13 protein-coding genes are annotated in these 15,788 nt (G+C 63.5%); 9 read left to right on the forward strand and 4 right to left on the reverse strand.

Going from position 1 to position 15,788, the window contains the following annotated elements:
• The first annotated feature begins 72 nt into the window (after positions 1 to 72).
• The 3 genes from QQL85_RS09765 to dddP all read left to right on the forward strand — a co-directional run bounded on the left by QQL85_RS09765 (position 73) and on the right by dddP (position 3,531).
• Positions 73 to 1,416 (forward strand): OprD family porin, encoded by a 1,344-nt coding sequence (locus tag QQL85_RS09765; protein WP_284355589.1) that lies wholly within the window; start codon positions 73 to 75, stop codon positions 1,414 to 1,416.
• A gap of 130 nt (positions 1,417 to 1,546) precedes the next feature.
• Positions 1,547 to 2,026 (forward strand): VOC family protein, encoded by a 480-nt coding sequence (locus tag QQL85_RS09770; RefSeq protein ID WP_284355588.1) that lies wholly within the window; start codon positions 1,547 to 1,549, stop codon positions 2,024 to 2,026.
• Between the two features lie 158 nt (positions 2,027 to 2,184).
• A complete protein-coding gene (gene dddP / locus QQL85_RS09775; RefSeq protein WP_284355587.1) occupies positions 2,185 to 3,531 on the forward strand; it encodes a dimethylsulfonioproprionate lyase DddP in 1,347 nt (448 codons plus the stop codon).
• A gap of 40 nt (positions 3,532 to 3,571) precedes the next feature.
• Here the strand turns inward: dddP and QQL85_RS09780 are convergent, their stop codons facing one another.
• From QQL85_RS09780 to QQL85_RS09790, 3 genes are read right to left on the reverse strand one after another with little or no spacing between them, the layout of a single operon-like run.
• Positions 3,572 to 4,951 (reverse strand): efflux transporter outer membrane subunit, encoded by a 1,380-nt coding sequence (locus QQL85_RS09780; RefSeq protein ID WP_284355586.1) that lies wholly within the window; start codon positions 4,949 to 4,951, stop codon positions 3,572 to 3,574.
• Positions 4,951 to 8,085 (reverse strand): efflux RND transporter permease subunit, encoded by a 3,135-nt coding sequence (locus tag QQL85_RS09785; protein WP_284355585.1) that lies wholly within the window; start codon positions 8,083 to 8,085, stop codon positions 4,951 to 4,953. Before QQL85_RS09785 ends, QQL85_RS09780 begins: the two co-directional genes overlap by 1 nt.
• Position 8,086: 1 nt before the next feature.
• A complete protein-coding gene (locus tag QQL85_RS09790) occupies positions 8,087 to 9,286 on the reverse strand; it encodes an efflux RND transporter periplasmic adaptor subunit (protein ID WP_284355584.1) in 1,200 nt (399 codons plus the stop codon).
• Positions 9,287 to 9,437: 151 nt separating this feature from the next.
• On the opposite strand from QQL85_RS09790, the gene QQL85_RS09795 reads away from it, so the two are divergent.
• The gene (locus tag QQL85_RS09795) at positions 9,438 to 10,832 is read left to right on the forward strand and encodes an ATP-binding protein (RefSeq protein WP_284355583.1); all 1,395 of its coding nucleotides are present in this window, start codon (positions 9,438 to 9,440) and stop codon (positions 10,830 to 10,832) included.
• Positions 10,829 to 11,491 carry a response regulator gene (locus QQL85_RS09800; RefSeq protein ID WP_284355582.1) on the forward strand — a complete coding sequence of 221 codons (663 nt, stop codon included), beginning with the start codon at positions 10,829 to 10,831 and terminating at the stop codon, positions 11,489 to 11,491. Before QQL85_RS09795 ends, QQL85_RS09800 begins: the two co-directional genes overlap by 4 nt.
• A 46-nt stretch (positions 11,492 to 11,537) precedes the next feature.
• On the opposite strand, the gene QQL85_RS09805 is transcribed toward QQL85_RS09800, so the two are convergent.
• On the reverse strand, positions 11,538 to 13,283 hold the full coding sequence (locus tag QQL85_RS09805; RefSeq protein ID WP_284355581.1) for a BCCT family transporter: 1,746 nt from the start codon (positions 13,281 to 13,283) through the stop codon (positions 11,538 to 11,540).
• 316 nt (positions 13,284 to 13,599) lie between these two features.
• Here QQL85_RS09805 and QQL85_RS09810 point away from each other — a divergent pair, with 316 nt between their 5' ends.
• From QQL85_RS09810 to QQL85_RS09825, 4 genes are all read left to right on the forward strand, one after another.
• Positions 13,600 to 13,917: a hypothetical protein gene (locus QQL85_RS09810; protein WP_284355580.1), complete on the forward strand. Its 318-nt coding sequence runs from the start codon at positions 13,600 to 13,602 to the stop codon at positions 13,915 to 13,917.
• Between the two features lie 8 nt (positions 13,918 to 13,925).
• The gene (locus QQL85_RS09815) at positions 13,926 to 14,126 is read left to right on the forward strand and encodes a DUF1289 domain-containing protein (protein ID WP_012271937.1); all 201 of its coding nucleotides are present in this window, start codon (positions 13,926 to 13,928) and stop codon (positions 14,124 to 14,126) included.
• 51 nt (positions 14,127 to 14,177) lie between these two features.
• A complete protein-coding gene (locus QQL85_RS09820) occupies positions 14,178 to 14,819 on the forward strand; it encodes a LysE family translocator (protein WP_284355579.1) in 642 nt (213 codons plus the stop codon).
• A gap of 180 nt (positions 14,820 to 14,999) precedes the next feature.
• Positions 15,000 to 15,788: a substrate-binding periplasmic protein gene (locus QQL85_RS09825; RefSeq protein WP_284355578.1), complete on the forward strand. Its 789-nt coding sequence runs from the start codon at positions 15,000 to 15,002 to the stop codon at positions 15,786 to 15,788.

The raw sequence follows: 15,788 nt of genomic DNA on the forward strand, positions 1-15,788 counted from the left end.
TTGGCGTTATCTGCCGGCCGTCAATCTCGGGACGCCGACACAACTATAAAGATGACGTTCAAGGAGCATCGGATGACCTGCAGATCCCCCCTGAAACTGGCTGCGTGCCTGGCGCTATCCGGCGTCGGCAACTTGGCCTTGGCGGCGGACGACGCCGCAGAAGGCTTTATCGAAGGCAGCACGCTGAACGTGCTCAACCGAAACTTCTACTTCAACCGCGACAACCGCGATTCTGCGGCACCCACGCATAACCCGGACAAGGCACCTGACAACGGTTATTCCGAAGCTTGGGCCCACGCCGTCATCGCCCGTTTCGAATCGGGCTTCACCCAAGGCACTGTCGGTTTTGGCCTGGATGCGTTCGCCATGCTCGGGCTCAAACTGGACACCGGCGGCGGTCGCAACGGCGGGCGCAGTTCGTTCGATGTATTGCCGGTAGACCACGACGGCCAGGCCCGTGACGAGTACACCAAGGTTGGCGGCGCGGCCAAGCTTCGGCTGTTCGACACGGTTCTGAAGGTGGGCGATGTGTTCCCGGCCAACCCGGTAGTGGCTGCCGGCGATTCACGGCTGCTGCCGGAAAGCTTCCGTGGCGTGACCCTGGAAAACACCCGCATCAAGGACCTCACCCTGCAGGCCGGGCGCCTGCATGCCATGAGCCAGCCGGTATCCAGCGACCTGCGGGAAAACTTCGTGACGTTCTACGGCGGCCCGGTCGATTCGCCGTGGATCGCCTATGGCGGGGGTGACTACACGCTCAACGAACACGTCAGCGTCAGCCTGTTCAGCAGCCGGCTCAAGGATGTGTGGAACCAGTACTACGCCGGCACCAGCCTCAATTACCCGTTGAGCGATGAGCTGGCCCTGATTGGCGGCTTCAACTATTACAAGGCGGTTGATGAAGGGCAGCAGCGTCTGGGCGCCTTCGACAACGACATCTGGAGCGCCAAGTTGGGCGTGCGCTTCGGTGCCCACACCCTGGCGCTGACCCACCAGCGCAATAACGGTGACGATGACTTCGACTACCTGCGCCAGTCCGACTCGATCTTCCTCGACAACTCCATCCAGTACAGCGACTTCAACTCGCCCAAAGAGCGTTCGTGGATGCTGCGTTACGACCTGAACATGGCCGCCTACGGCATTCCCGGCCTGTCGTTCATGACGCGCTATGGCAAAGGCACCGATGCCGACTATTCCAATGCCAATGCCTTCTATATGCGCCGCGATGCCGACGGCAACCCGCTGACCGACCAGAAGCGCTGGGAGCGGGACATCGAGGTCAAGTATGTGGTGCAGACTGGCGCGGCCAAGGACCTGTCACTGCGTGTACGCCAGGCCACCACCCGGGCCACGGCCTTCGAGTCGGACCTGGACGAAGTGCGGCTGATCGTCGAGTACCCGTTGTCGATCCTGTGAATTCACCTGGGTAGCTTTACCGCTCCTTTGGTTTGGGTGGATGTTTTGGCGCTCCGTATGGGGCGCCTTTTTTTCAGGTTCAAGGTTGCGGCTAGACTCATGGGTTCACACCCTTTCATGGAGCAAGGCCATGACTGCCAAGAACACCATCTGCCTCTGGTACGACAACGATGCCGAGGAGGCTGCCAACTTCTACGCCAGCGTGTTCCCGGACAGCAAGGTGATCGCGCTGCACCAGGCGCCAAGTGATTACCCTTCGGGCAAGGAGGGCGATGTCATCACTGTCGAATTCACCGTCATGGGCATACCCTGCGTGGGGCTCAATGGCGGCAAGGCCTTCACGCATTGCGAGGCGTTCTCGTTCCAGGTCAGTACCGAAGACCAGGCCGAAACCGACCGCTTGTGGGATGCCATTGTCGGCAATGGCGGCGAGGCCAGCGTCTGCGGCTGGTGCAAGGATAAATGGGGGATTTCCTGGCAGATCACCCCCCGCATCCTGATCGAGGCCATCGGCCACCCCGACCGCGCGGCGGCCAAGCGGGCGTTCGAGGCCATGATGCAAATGGGCAAGATCGATGTGGCGAAAATAGCGGCTGCATTGAAGGGGTGATCCCTCACGCGCGGCTGGCCCTTTCATACGCTCCGGTTATCGGTTTGCCCCGGAAAATGTCGCTTATCGAGGCGTGCCGCTGTTCCTAAACTCAGGTGGCGGCCCCCGATTCGAACGCTGTTTTCCACACAACAATAACCGACGGATTACCGCCAGCCATGATGACCTCGCCATTCTCGATCCCCGCCCAAACCCGCCGCATCGACCCGTCCCGCCAGCGCGCCGCCGCGCTCAAGGCCGATGGCTCCGTGGATGACAATGACCGCACCGAAATCGGCCCTACGCCGATGGCCTTCGCCGAGTGGGCGGCACTGGGCCTTCAGGCGCCGCACTTGCCGACGATGCGCGAATTTCGCCTGCAACGCATTCGTGACCAGCTGGTGGCCCGCGACCTGGGCGGCATCCTGCTGTTTGACCCACTGAACATCCGCTACGCCACCGACACCACTAACATGCAGCTCTGGACCACCCACAACCCTGCACGCGCCTGCTTTGTCGCCGCCAGCGGCCATGTGGTGCTGTGGGACTTCCACGGCTGCGACCACTTGTCCGCGCACTTGCCGCTGGTCAGCGAACTGCGCAGTGGTGCATCGTTCTTCTACTTTGAAACCGGCGACCGCACCGACGAGCACGCCTGGCGCTTTTGCGCCCAGGTCGACGAACTGCTGCGCACCCATGCCGGCAACAACCGCCGCCTGGCCGTGGACCGTATCGAAGTGGCCGGACTGCGCGCCCTGGACGCTTTGGGAGTGCAGGTGCACAACGGCCAGGAAGTCACCGAGTTCGCCCGGCTGATCAAGGGGCCCGACGAAGTCCTGGCCATGCGCTGCGCGGTGGCCTCCTGCGAGGCCTCGGTTGCGGAAATGCATCAGGCCATGCGGGCGGGGGCTACCGAGAATGATGTCTGGGCGGCGCTGCACAGCGGCAATATTCGCCGGGGTGGTGAGTGGATCGAAACCCGCATCCTCAGTTCCGGGCCACGTACCAACCCCTGGTTCCAGGAGTCTGGCCCACGGGTGCTCAGCGATGGCGACCTGTTGTCGTTCGACACCGATCTGATTGGTGTGTATGGCTTTTGCGTAGACATGTCGCGCAGCTGGATCTGCGGTGGCCTGGAGCCCACGGCCGAGCAGAAGCGCCTGTATCGCATCGCTCACGAGCACATCCACTTCAATGCCGAGATGGTCAAGCCTGGGGTACGCTTTACCGAACTCACCCGCAACGGCCACCGCCTGCCCGAACGTTGCCGTGAGCAGCGGTACGGTGTGATGTTCCATGGCGTGGGGTTGTGCGACGAGTATCCGAGTATTCGTTATCCGGAGGACCTGGAGTCCTATGGCTACGAAGGTGAGCTGCAGCCGGGCATGGCCTTGTGTGTGGAGGCCTATGTCGGTGAAGTGGGTGGGCATGACGGCATCAAGCTGGAAAACCAGCTGCTGGTGACCGAGGACGGGTATGAGCTGTTGACCCAGTACCCGTTCGAGGAAAGCTTCCTGCGCGATTGACCGCGTTCAGGCACTTTGGGCCGCAAAGCGGCCCCAAAGCTCAACCCTGCCACCCACCTCCCAGCACCTTGTACAACGTCACCCGGTTCTGCTGCTCGGCCAGCTCCAGGCTGATCAGCGTCTGCTGCGCCGAGTACAGCGAGCGCTGCGCATCCAGTACCTCCAAGAAGCTCTCCGACCCTTGCTTGTATAACGCCAACGACAGGTCGTAGCTTTTCTCGGTGGCGTTGGTAAGGCCACGCTGGGCATCCAGCCGCTCATTGATGTGCCCCCGCACCGCCAACGCATCGGCCACTTCACTGAAAGCGGTCTGCAAGGTCTTTTCGTATGTGGCAACCTCGATCTCGCGGTTGACCTTGGCCGCATCCAGTGCCGCCCGGTTGCTGCCGGCATTGAAGATCGGCAGGTTGATCGACGGCGCAAAGCTCCAGGCGCGGCTGCCGCCACCCAACAAACCGGACAGCTCGCTGCTGGCGCTGCCACCGCTGGCGGTCAGGGTGACGCTGGGGAAGAATGCCGCTCGCGCCGCGCCAATGTCGGCATTGGCGGCTTTGAGCGTGTGCTCGGCAGCCAGCACATCCGGGCGCCGCTGCAACAGGCTCGAAGGCAGGCCAGCCGGCACGCCGACCAACAGCGCCGCATCCAGGCGGGTATCGCCCGGCAACAGTGTGTCGCCCAGTCGGCGACCCACCAGCAATTCCAGGGCATTGCGGTCCTGCTCCACCTGGCTTTGGTAATTGGCCACATCGGCCCGTGCCGACTCCACGGTACTTAGCGCCTGCGCCAGGCTCAGGCCAGACTCGCCGCCCAGCGCGTGGCTCTGCTGCACCAGGTCGTGGGTTTTCTGTTGGCTGGCGTAGGTTTGCCGGGCCAGTGCCAGCAGTTGCTGGTCGGCTGCCAGGGTCATCCAGGCGCTGGCCACTTCGGCCACCAGGCTGATCTGGGTGCTGCGTCGGGTCTGCTCCAGTGCCAGGTAGTCTTCCAGCGCAGCGTCCTTGAGGTTGCCGAGGCGGCCAAACAGGTCTAGCTCGTAACTGCTCACGCCCAGGCCAACGCTGTACTGGCTGCTGACGGCGTTGCTGCCATCGCTCACGCTGCGTTGGCGGGTGCCGTCGGCAGTGGCGGAAACGGACGGGAACAACGCTGCCCGCTGGATGCGGTATTGAGCACGTTGGTACTCGACGTTCAATGCCGCCACCCGCAGGTCGCGGTTGTTGGCCAAGGCCAGGGCCACCGTTTCGCGCAGGCGGGTATCGACAAACAAGGCCTGCCAGGCAATGTCAGCGCTGTTGTTACTGTTGGCCCTGGTGCCCGGCCATTGCTCGGAAACGGGGGCGGTCGGGCGTTGGTAGTCCGGTGCCAGGTTGACGCAACCGGTCAGGGCCATGACCAGCACCAAGGGAAGGGGGGACAGGCGCATCAGGCTTCTCCTGCAACAACGTCAGTGCGTGGGGCGCTGCGGCGTGCGGCCAGGCGCTGCACCAGCACATAGAACAAGGGGATGAAGAACAGGCCGAGCACGGTGGCGGCGAGCATGCCGCCCAGCACACCGGTACCGATGGCCTGGCGCCCGCCGGCACCGGCGCCGCTGCTCAGAGCCAGCGGCAGCACGCCGAGGATGAACGCCAGCGAGGTCATCAGCACCGGGCGCAGGCGAATGCGCACGGCCTCTAGCGTCGCAGCCAGCAGGTCCTGGCTGCGTTCGTAGCCTTCCTTGGCAAACTCGATGATCAGGATCGCATTCTTCGCCGCCAGGCCAACGGTGGTCAGCAGGCCGACCTGGAAGTACACGTCGTTGTCCAGGCTGCGCAGCCCGGTCAGCACCAGCGCGCCGAGGATGGCCACCGGCACCACCAGCATCACCGCGAACGGCACCGACCAGCTTTCATAAAGCGCCGCCAGGCATAGGAACACGAACAGGATGGAAATGGCATACAGCAACGGCGCCTGGTTGCCGGCCAGGCGTTCCTGGTACGACTGGCCCGCCCAGGCATAGCCAATGCCTTCCGGCAATTGCGCCATGATTTGCTCGACCGCCGCCATGGCGTCGCCAGAGCTAACGCCACTGGCCGGTTCGCCAACCAGTTCGTACGAACCGAACCCGTTGAAGCGCTCCAGCAGCAGTGAGGCAGTGCTCCACGAGGTGCTGGTGAACGCCGACAGCGGCACCATCGCATCGCTGTCGTTACGCACATACCAGTCGCCGATGTCTTCGGCCAGCATGCGTTTGTCGGCTTCGCCCTGCAGATAGACCTTCTTCACCCGCCCGGCATCGACGAAGTCGTTAACGTAGCTGCCGCCCATCACCGTGCTGAGGGTGTCGTTGATGTCACTGGCGGCAACGCCCATGGCACCGGCCTTGCGGTCGTCGATGGCGATATTCAGCTGGGGCGTGTCTTCCAGGCCCTGGGCTCGCACATTGGCCAGGCGCGGATCCTTGGCGGCGAGGGTGATGAACTGGTCGCGCGCCTTGAGCAGCTCGGCGTGGCCCAGGCCTGCGAGGTCCTGCAGCTGCACATCGAAGCCCGAACTTTGGCCCAGGCCCTGAATGGCCGGCGGCGCGATGACGAACACGTTGGCGTCGAGAATCTTCGACAATGCCATGTTGGCCCGCCGTGCCACGGCAGCGGCGCTGTGTTCCTCGCCCTGGCGCTCGCTCCAGTCCTTCAGCTTGATAAAGCCGCGCCCCGAGTTCTGTGCGTTGCCGCCATTGCCCAGGCCTCGCACGGTCAGGATCGAGGCTACCTCGGGTTGCTGCAGCATGTAGTCCTGCACCTGGCTGCTCACCGCCTGCAGGCGTTCGTCGGTGCCACCCACCGGCACGGTCATCTGCATCATCAGCATCCCCTGGTCTTCTTCGGGCAGAAACGCTGACGGCAGTTTCTGGAACATCAGCGCCACGCCGCCCAGCACCAGGGCATACACCAGCAAGCCGCGCAGTGGCCGTGCCAGCACCTTGCCGACAGCCTGCTGGTAACGCCGGGACGTGCGCTCGAAATGGCGGTTGAACCAGCCGAAGAAGCCGCGACGGGGTTCGCCGTGGGCTGATACGGGCTTGAGCAGTGTCGCGCACAGGGCCGGGGTGAGGGTCATGGCCACCAGTACCGACAGCGTCATGGCCGCCACCAGAGTGACCGAGAACTGCTTGTAGATCACCCCGGTGGAGCCGCCAAAGAACGCCATGGGCACGAATACCGCCGACAGCACCACGGCAATGCCAACCAGCGCGCCACTGATTTCGCCCATCGACTGGCGCGTCGCCTCGCGAGGCGCCAGGCCCTTTTCCGCCATGATGCGCTCAACGTTCTCGACCACCACGATGGCGTCGTCCACCAGCAGGCCGATGGCCAGCACCATGCCGAACATCGTCAGGGTGTTGATCGAGTAGCCGAGCAGGGCCAGCACGCCAAACGTCCCCAGCAGCACCACGGGCACGGCGATGGCCGGGATCAGCGTGGCGCGCAGGTTCTGCATGAACAGGTACATGATCAGCACCACCAGGGCGATGGCCTCGAACAGCGTCTTGACCACTTCCTCGATGGAGATTTTCACGAACGGCGCGGTGTTGTAGGCCACTTCACTGCGCAACTGCAGTTTGCTGGGGAAGAACTGTTCCAGCTCGGCGAGCTTGGCCTGCACCGCTTCGGACACGTCCAGCGCGTTGGCGCCCGTGGCCAGGCTCACCGCCAGGCCGCCGGAGGGCCGGCCATTGTGTTCGGCGACCACGTCATAGCTTTCGCTGCCCAGTTCCACGCGGGCCACGTCCGCCAGGGTCACCACCGCACCGGCGCTGTTGTGCTTGAGCACCAGCTCGCGGAACTGCGCGGCGGTCTGCAGCTTGCTGCGGGCGTTGAGGGTGGCGTTGAGCTGTTGGCCGGCGCGGGCGGGCAGGGCGCCCAGCTGGCCGGCCGAGGTGTCAACGTTCTGCGCCTCCAGGGCGCTGCTGACGTCCGACGGCATCAGCGCGTACTGCTTGAGCTTGTCCGGGTCGAGCCAGATGCGCATGGCATAGCTAGACCCCAGGGTGGTGACTTGGCCGACACCGCTGACCCGGCTGATCTGGTCGTACAGGGTGCTGGAGATGAAGTCGCTGATGTCGGTGGCGCTGACGTCAGGGTTGTCCGACACCAGCGAGAGGATGATCAGGAAGTCGCTGGCCGAGTTGTGAATCTCGATGCCTTGTTGCTGCACGGCTTCGGGCAGCCGCGCCTTGGCCTGTTCCAGCTTGGTCTGCACCAGCATTTGCGCGGTGTTGATGTCGGTACCGGCCTCGAAGGTGAGGGTGATCGAGGCACTGCCCGCCGAGCTGCTGCTGGACGACATGTAGGTGAGCCCGTCCAGGCCGGTCATCTGCTGCTCGATCACTTGGGTGACCGAGTCCTCCATGGTCTTTGCCGAGGCGCCGGTGTAAGTGGCGCTGAGGCTAATCTGCGGCGGGGCGATGTTGGGGTATTGCGCCAGCGGCAGCTGGAAGATGGCCAGGCCGCCAGCGAGCATCACCAGGATGGCGATGACCCAGGCGAAGATTGGCCGGTCGATGAAGAAGCGTGCCATGTCATTCGCCTCGCTTGCTGTCGTTGCGGGTGGCCAGGGTGTTGTCCTGCGCCTGAACCTGGACGTTCTGCCCGACGCGGACCTTCTGCAGGCCCTGGACGATCAACTGGTCGCCCGCAGACAGGCCTTGGCTGACCCACCAGCGGTTGCCCACTGCGCGAGCCAGGGTCAGTTCGCGTTGCTGTACCTTGCCGTCGACCACCACCAGGGCGGTGGCGTCTCCACGTTCGTCGCGGCTCACGCCTTGTTGCGGTACCAGGATGGCGTTCTCTTGAACGCCTTCCTGCACGGTGGCCTTGAGGTACATGCCCGGCATCAGCAGGCCATCGGGGTTCGGTACCACGGCGCGGAAGGTCACGCTGCCGGTGCTTTCATCCACGCTGACGCCATTGAAGGTGAGCGTGCCGGCATGGGCGTAGGTGCTGCCGTCTTCCAGCTCCAGGCTGATACGGGTGGCGTCTTGCTGCGTGCTGGTCGCCAATTTACCTTCGGCCAGCTCACGTTTCAGGCGCAGCAGGGTGCTGCTGGGCTGGGTGAAGTCGACGTAGATCGGGTCCAGTTGCTGCACGGTGGTCAGCGCGGTGGTCTGCTCGGCGGTGACCAGTGCGCCGGGGGTGACTGACGAGGTGGCTGTGCGCCCATCGATCGGGGCATTGATGCGGGTGTAGTCCAGGTTGATACGCGCAGTGCGCTGCGCAGCCTGGGCCGATTGCAGGCTGGCGCGGGCTTCGAGCAGGGCGGCCTGGGCGCTTTCGTTGTCTTCGGCGCTGATGGCGTCGATCTTCACTAACTGTGCATCGCGCTTGGCCTTCAGCTCGGCGGCCTTGAGGGTGGCGCGGGCCGAGCTGACAGTGGCGTCGGCCTGGGCCAGCGTGGCCTGGTACGGCTGCGGATCGATCTGGTACAGCGCCTGGCCGGCCTTGACCGTGTCGCCCTCGCTGAACAGGCGCTTCTGGATAATGCCACCGACCTGTGGGCGGATCTCGGCGATCAGGTGGGCGCTGGCGCGACCGGGCAGGGTGGTGGTCAAGGTTTGGGCGTCGGTGGTCACCTCGTATACGGCAACCTCCTGTACGGGGGGCGCTGCAGCAGCCGTTTCGGCTTCGCGGCAACCGCCGATGACCAGCAGGCCGGCCCCCAGCAACAGGGCACGCGCCAGGGGCGAACGGGCGAACATCAGGGAGTGGAATAAAGTAGGCATCGCAGGCTCCGAGCCAAGGGATTTCGATGCCGCCAGCGTGCGCGGCAATTGTGCAGGCAATGTGCAGAAAGCGTGGAGATTGCCCGCCGAGCCTTGCGGCACATAGGCCTGCGCGCTTCAATACAGGCAATTCCAATGTGCCGGCGGTGTCATGAAAGTCAGCCTTTCGCGCAAGTTTTTCTTCGCCATGCTCGCGGTGTGTGCGTTTGCCGTGCTGGGCATGGTGTTTGCCGCCTACCTGAGCTTGAAGTACGGCTTTCTGGGTTACCTCAACCAGCAGGCCGAGGAACGCATGGAGCGCATCGTGCCGAGGGTCGAGCAAGCCTATGCGCGCAACGGCAACTGGGACTTCATCCGTCGCGACAAGGACCAGTGGTTCGAGTTGCTGCGCCCGGACGATGTACGGCCAGACAAAACCTTCGACCCTAGCCTGCTGACTGTCTCGGACCTGACCGGGGCATTCGTGCGCTTTGCCTTGCTCGATGCTCAGCGCCAGCCGATCATCGGCTACCAGGCCGCGCCGGCGGACATGCTGCTGCGCCCCATTCACCACCAAGGCCAGGTGGTTGGCTGGATGGCCTTGGCACCCTTGCAGGCGGTGACCAGCATCGGCGACCAGCGCTTCCAGCTGAACCAGCTGCGCTCCAGCCTGCTGATCGGCCTGGCCTGCCTGTTGGCCACGGCAGTCATCGCCTGGTGGTTGAGCCGCGCCTTGCTGCGGCCCATTCGCGAAGTGGCCAGTGCAACTCATCGCTTGGCTGCGGGTGATTACGCGATTCAGTTGCCGGTGCGCTCGACTGACGAGGCCGGGCAACTGGCCGGTGACTTCAACCGCATGGCTGCCACGTTGGCGAATAACGAACGCCTGCGGCGCGACTTCATGGCGGACATCTCCCACGAATTACGTACGCCGCTTGCGGTGATGCGGGCCGAGCTGGAAGCCATGGAGGACGGCATTCGACCGCTCGATGGCAATGCCCTGCGCTCACTGCAGGGTGAGGTGGGCGCATTGAGCAAGCTGGTCGACGACCTGTTCGACCTGTCGTTGGCGGAAGTCGGCGGCCCCACTTACCGTCGCGAACGCATCGACCTGTGCGTGTTGCTGCCCGTGGTGACAGACGCCTTCCAGGCCGGCTTTGCCGAGCGCGGCTTGCAACTGCGCCTGGAGCTGCCCGGGCAACCGTTGTGGGTGTTGGGCGACGAGGCGCGCCTGGGCCAGTTGCTGCACAACCTGCTGGAGAACAGCCGCCGCTACACCGATGCGGGTGGCCACACCGTTTTACGTGCATTCCAGGAGGGTGACCAGGTGCTGGTGCAATGTGAAGATACCGCCCCCGGCGTGGACAGTGCCTCGCTGGCACGCTTGTTCGAGCGTTTCTACCGCGTCGAACGTTCGCGCAACCGGGCCAGTGGCGGCACCGGGCTGGGTCTGGCGATCTGCCGCGGTATTGCCGAAGTACATGGCGGACGGCTGACCGCCAAGACCTCGACCAAGGGCGGGCTATTGCTGGCACTGGCCCTGCCCGTTGCAGGGGCACAAGCATGAGCCGGATCCTGCTGGTGGAAGACGAACCGAAGCTCGCCGCCCTGGTGGGCGATTACCTGCGTGCGGGGGGGTACAGCGTCGAGCATCTGGCCGATGGCCTCGCAGTGATCCCCGCCATTCGCCAGGGCCCGTACGACCTGGTGTTGCTGGACCTGATGCTGCCGGGCCGTGACGGCCTGGACATCTGCCGGGAGCTGCGTGGTTTCAGTCGCTTGCCGCTGATCATGATGACCGCCCGCGTGGACGAGATCGACCGCCTGCTGGGCCTGGAGCTGGGTGCGGACGACTATATCTGCAAGCCGTTTTCGCCGCGTGAACTGGTGGCACGGGTGAAGGCTGTGCTGCGCCGCAGTGGCGAGCAGCCAGGCAACCTGGGGCTGGAACTGGATGCCTGCGCTTTTCAGGCGCGCTACCTGGGTGTGGCGCTGGAGCTCACACCCGTGGAGTTTCGCATGCTGGCAGCGCTGGCGGTGCGCCCGGGGCAGGTGCTGTCACGCGACCAGTTGATGAACCACATCTACCAGGACCACCGGGTAGTGGCCGATCGTACTGTGGACAGCCATGTGAAGAACCTGCGGCGCAAGCTGACAGCGGTGACCCCCGGGCATGACCCGATCCGCTCGGTGTATGGGGTGGGGTACAGCCTGGAATTTGAATGAAGGTGAACGGGGCCGCGCAGCAGCCCCGCTTTACAGGCCGGCCCGGTCAGCTACCGGTCACTTCGGCTTCTGTCGCGGCCTTCACCGAAGCCTTCTTCTCCTGCACCACGATGTAGAACTCCTCGCCATGCTTTACCGCCCCATACAGCACGGCCTTCTCGATCAGTTCGTTACCGCGCAGGTGGCGCAGCATCATCGGGTCCTTGCGCAGGTCGCGGTACAAGGCCAGGCACAGCAGCACCATCACCACCACAAAGGGCAGGGCCACGACGATGGTCAGGTTCTGCAACCCCGTCAGCGCCTCGCCCGGGTCGCGTGGATCGCCAATCGCCAGCATGATTGCCGCCACTGTACCGGTCAGCGCGCCCCAGAAAATCACCGTACGCCGCGATGGCGCTGTGGTGCCGTGTTCCGACAGTGTGCCCATCACCAGCGAGGCGGCGTCGGCACCGGAAACGAAGAAGATGCCCACCAGGATCATCACCAGCACCGAGGTCGCTGAAGCCAGCGGATAGCTGTCCAGCAACTGGTACAGCGCGTGGTTGCTGTTGACTGCGCCATTAGTCAGCTGGAAGGCGCCTTCCCGCACGGCATCGATGGCCGCACCGCCGAAAATGGTGAACCACACCAGGCTGACCAGGCTGGGCACCAGCAGTACACCCGTCACGAACTGGCGGATCGTGCGACCACGGCTGATGCGGGCGATGAACATCCCCACGAACGGTGTCCAGGAAATCCACCAGGCCCAGTAGAACACGGTCCAGCCGGCCAGCCAGCTGTTCATCTGCTCGCCGCCGCTGGCGTTGGTGCGGGCCATCATTTCCGGCAGCATCTTGATGTAGATGCCGAGCGAGGTCGGCAGCAGGTTGAGCATCAGCAGGGTCGGTCCGACCATGAACACGAACACCGCCAGCACCAGTGCCAGTACCATGTTGGTGTTGGACAGCCATTGGATGCCTTTGCCGATGCCTGACACCGCCGAAGTGACGAAGGCAATGGTCAGCAGGGTGATGATCGAGATGTAGAACAGCTTGCCGGGGCTTTCGATCCAGCCGTTGTACTCCAGTCCTCCGGCAATTTGCAGCGCACCCAGGCCCAGCGAGGCCGCCGAGCCGAACAGTGTGGCGAAGATTGCCATCATGTCGATCAGGCGGCCGAGCGGGCCGTTGGCGTGCTTGCCGATCAACGGCCGGAAGGCGGCGGAAATCAACTGCGAACGGCCGCGTCGGAAGGTGCCATAGGCAATCACCAGGCCGACGATGGCGTACATGGCCCAGGGGTGCAGTGTCCAGTGGAACAGGGTGGTAGCCATGGCCACCTGCATCGCTTCACTTGTCTGTCCGGTGGCCGAGCCCGGTGGGGGCGATACATAGTGCGACAAGGGTTCTGCAACGCCGAAGAACATCAGGCCGATACCCATGCCGGCGCTGAACATCATGGCCACCCAGGACACCGTGCGAAATTCTGGCTGTTCGCCATCACGGCCCAGCGGCACGCGCCCGTAACGGCTGGCAGCCAGCCACAGCACAAACACCACGAACAGGGTGGAAGTGAGTACAAAGAACCAGCCAAAGTTGAGGATGACCCAGGATTGCGCGCTGGAGGCGCTGCTGGCGAGGCTGGCCTGGTTGAGGAAACCCCAGAGCACGAAGGCGATTGCCAGGAGGCTGGTGAAACCAAAGACGATCCAGTCGAGCTTGCCCTCGAAATGCCGGTCCTGGCGGGCTTCTGCGGTTTTCGAGGGGTCCGTCACGCCAAGGTCGAGCGTTTCGGTGATGTGTTCCTTTGCCATGAATGATGATGCCCCTTTGTGGCTTACCTGCACGCGCAGGCTTGTTGTTGTGTGGGCTACCGAGTGCGATGACTGCCCCGGTGGGGTGACTTGCTGGCGCGATTATCCTGCGCAGCAAATGCTGGCTCCTGTCCCGATTACGCCCTGGGGCATCCATTGCGCGACTTGGCAAATACTTTTAGTTCTGGGAGCAATGGCCCTTTCTGGCTCGGCTTCTGGTAACCTGACGGGCATTACCCGGGCCCGCTCATCCGAGCACCGTAGAAGCGCTGCTGCTTGCGGTCCTGGCCGTACCAGGAAACGGAGATTCGTCAAAATGGCCACTGACCGTGTGAGCCTGATTCATTTCGATAAATTGAGCATGAGCCCTGCCGCTGCCGATCGGTTCCAGAAAGCCCTCGACGCGCTGGCAGCGCTCAAGCTGCAGGACCGTTACGTGTACCTCATCGCTCCTTATCTGGGTGATATCGCTGACGCCTCCGATCCTGAGCAGCTGGACACTGCCTTGGGCCAGTGCATCCGAGTGGTGGAAGAGCTGCTGGCTGCCAGGTCAATCAGCAAGGTCAAGGCCGAGGAAGTGCGCCAGGTGTTCAACAGTGCCGCCGAACGTGCGCGGGCAGAACTGCCTGGCTGAGTGCTGGCATGGCCAAAGACATCGACAACCCCTGCGTTTCGCTATGCCAGCTCAACAGCGAGCTGTGCGTGAGCTGTGGCCGCACCCGTGACGAAATCCGCAAATGGCGGGGCATGAAGCGCCCTGAAAAAATGGCCACTGTGCAACGGGCGGCGACGCGGATGAAGGCTATCGCCAAGAAGGCAGCCAAGCGGCAGAATGCTGACTGAACCTGCGTGCCCTGGACAGGGCCTTTCCTGATTTGCCTGAAGAGCCTGAAAATGGATGCTCACTCGCTGCTTGCGTTTACCCTGGTTGCCGCCATCGCGATCGCCAGCCCCGGTCCTGCCACCTTGATGGCCATCAATAACAGCCTGGCCCACGGCCAGCGCAGTACGATCTGGTCGTCGCTGGGCAATGGCTCGGGCCTGTTCTGCCTGTCGGCCGCCGCCATGCTGGGCTTGGGCGCGCTGCTGGCCAGTTCTGAAATGCTGTTCAATGCGGTGAAGATCCTGGGGGCGGGTTACCTGTTCTACCTGGGGGTTCGGCAGTTGCTGAAGAAAAGCCCGATGCTGGAGCACGCGACGGCAGAGGGGGCGGCCAAGGTACGCCCATCGCCGCTGAAACTCTACAAGTCGGCCTTTCTTACTGCGGTGACCAACCCCAAGGCGACCATGTTCTTCACTGCACTGTTTCCGCAGTTCATCGACCAAGGGGCAGCGTTGCTGCCGCAGTTCCTGGCCCTGACCGGAATTTTCGTGGCGCTGTCGCTGGTTTCGCTGAGCGTGTATGCGGCGCTGGCAGCGCGGGCCAAAGGCGTACTGACCCGGCCGTCGCTTTCGCGTTGGGTGAGCCGGGTGGTGGGTACCACCTTCATTGGCTTCGGCGCGGCGATCCTGGCGATGCGTCGGCAGGGCGCTTGAGGCCGAGCAGGTATTTGGCGACTTGTTTCATCGCTGGCCGATGAAAGGCCAGCCTACTGGCTGCACATGGTCCAGACTGTCTACAGCTCGCACAGATGAATGCTGCAGTTGATCACAGGATGTGGCAGCCTTTGGCCGCCACGCCGGGTCACCGAATGTTACATGTGTCGAGGGTTGTAGATGATCCAGCGTTGCTTTCGCCACGCCGTGCTCCTGTTGTCGTGCTTGCTGCTGCCGTTGGCTGCGGTAGCGCAAGAGCCTTGCCGACGGTTGACCGCCACCGGCAACCCGGAATACCCCCCGTACCTGTGGCGCGACCCGCAAAACCCCCAGCAACTGATCGGTGCCAACGCTGACCTGCTCAAGTACCTGGGCAAGCAGTTGGGGCTGGAGATCGAGGTGGTCTACGGCGGGCCATGGTCGCGTGCCCAGGAAGAGGTACGCACCGGCCGGATCGACTTGATGGCCGGGTACTTCATGACCCAGGCCCGCCAGCAACAGATGGACTTCGTCGCCCCGCCATTCCTGCATACCCCCAGCGTGGTCTGGGTGCGCCAGGACAGTGCCTTTACCTACAACCGATGGGCCGACCTGAAGGGGCGCAAGGGCGGGACTTTGGTCAACAACAGCCACGGCCAGCAGTTCGACGACTATGCCAGGGCCAACCTCACCCTCGAAGCCGTGCCCAGCGCCCGGCAGGCATTCGAAAAACTGATGCACAAGCGCAGCGACTATGTGGTGTACGAGCAATACCCGGGCATGGCACTGGCACGCACCTTGGGTATTGCCAGCACGGTACAGGTGTTGGAGCCGCCGGTCTCCAGCGAAGGGCTGTACCTGGCACTCTCGCATGATTCGCCCTGCAATCGGCCACATTTGCGTGAGGCGCTAGCGCGGGAAATGGAAAAGATCGTGGCTGGGGCGCTGCCACAGCAGTTGTTGCAACAGAACCTGGAGCGTTGGCAGTAA

Source organism: Pseudomonas putida, from assembly GCF_030159595.1.
Lineage (GTDB): Bacteria > Pseudomonadota > Gammaproteobacteria > Pseudomonadales > Pseudomonadaceae > Aquipseudomonas > Aquipseudomonas putida_AC.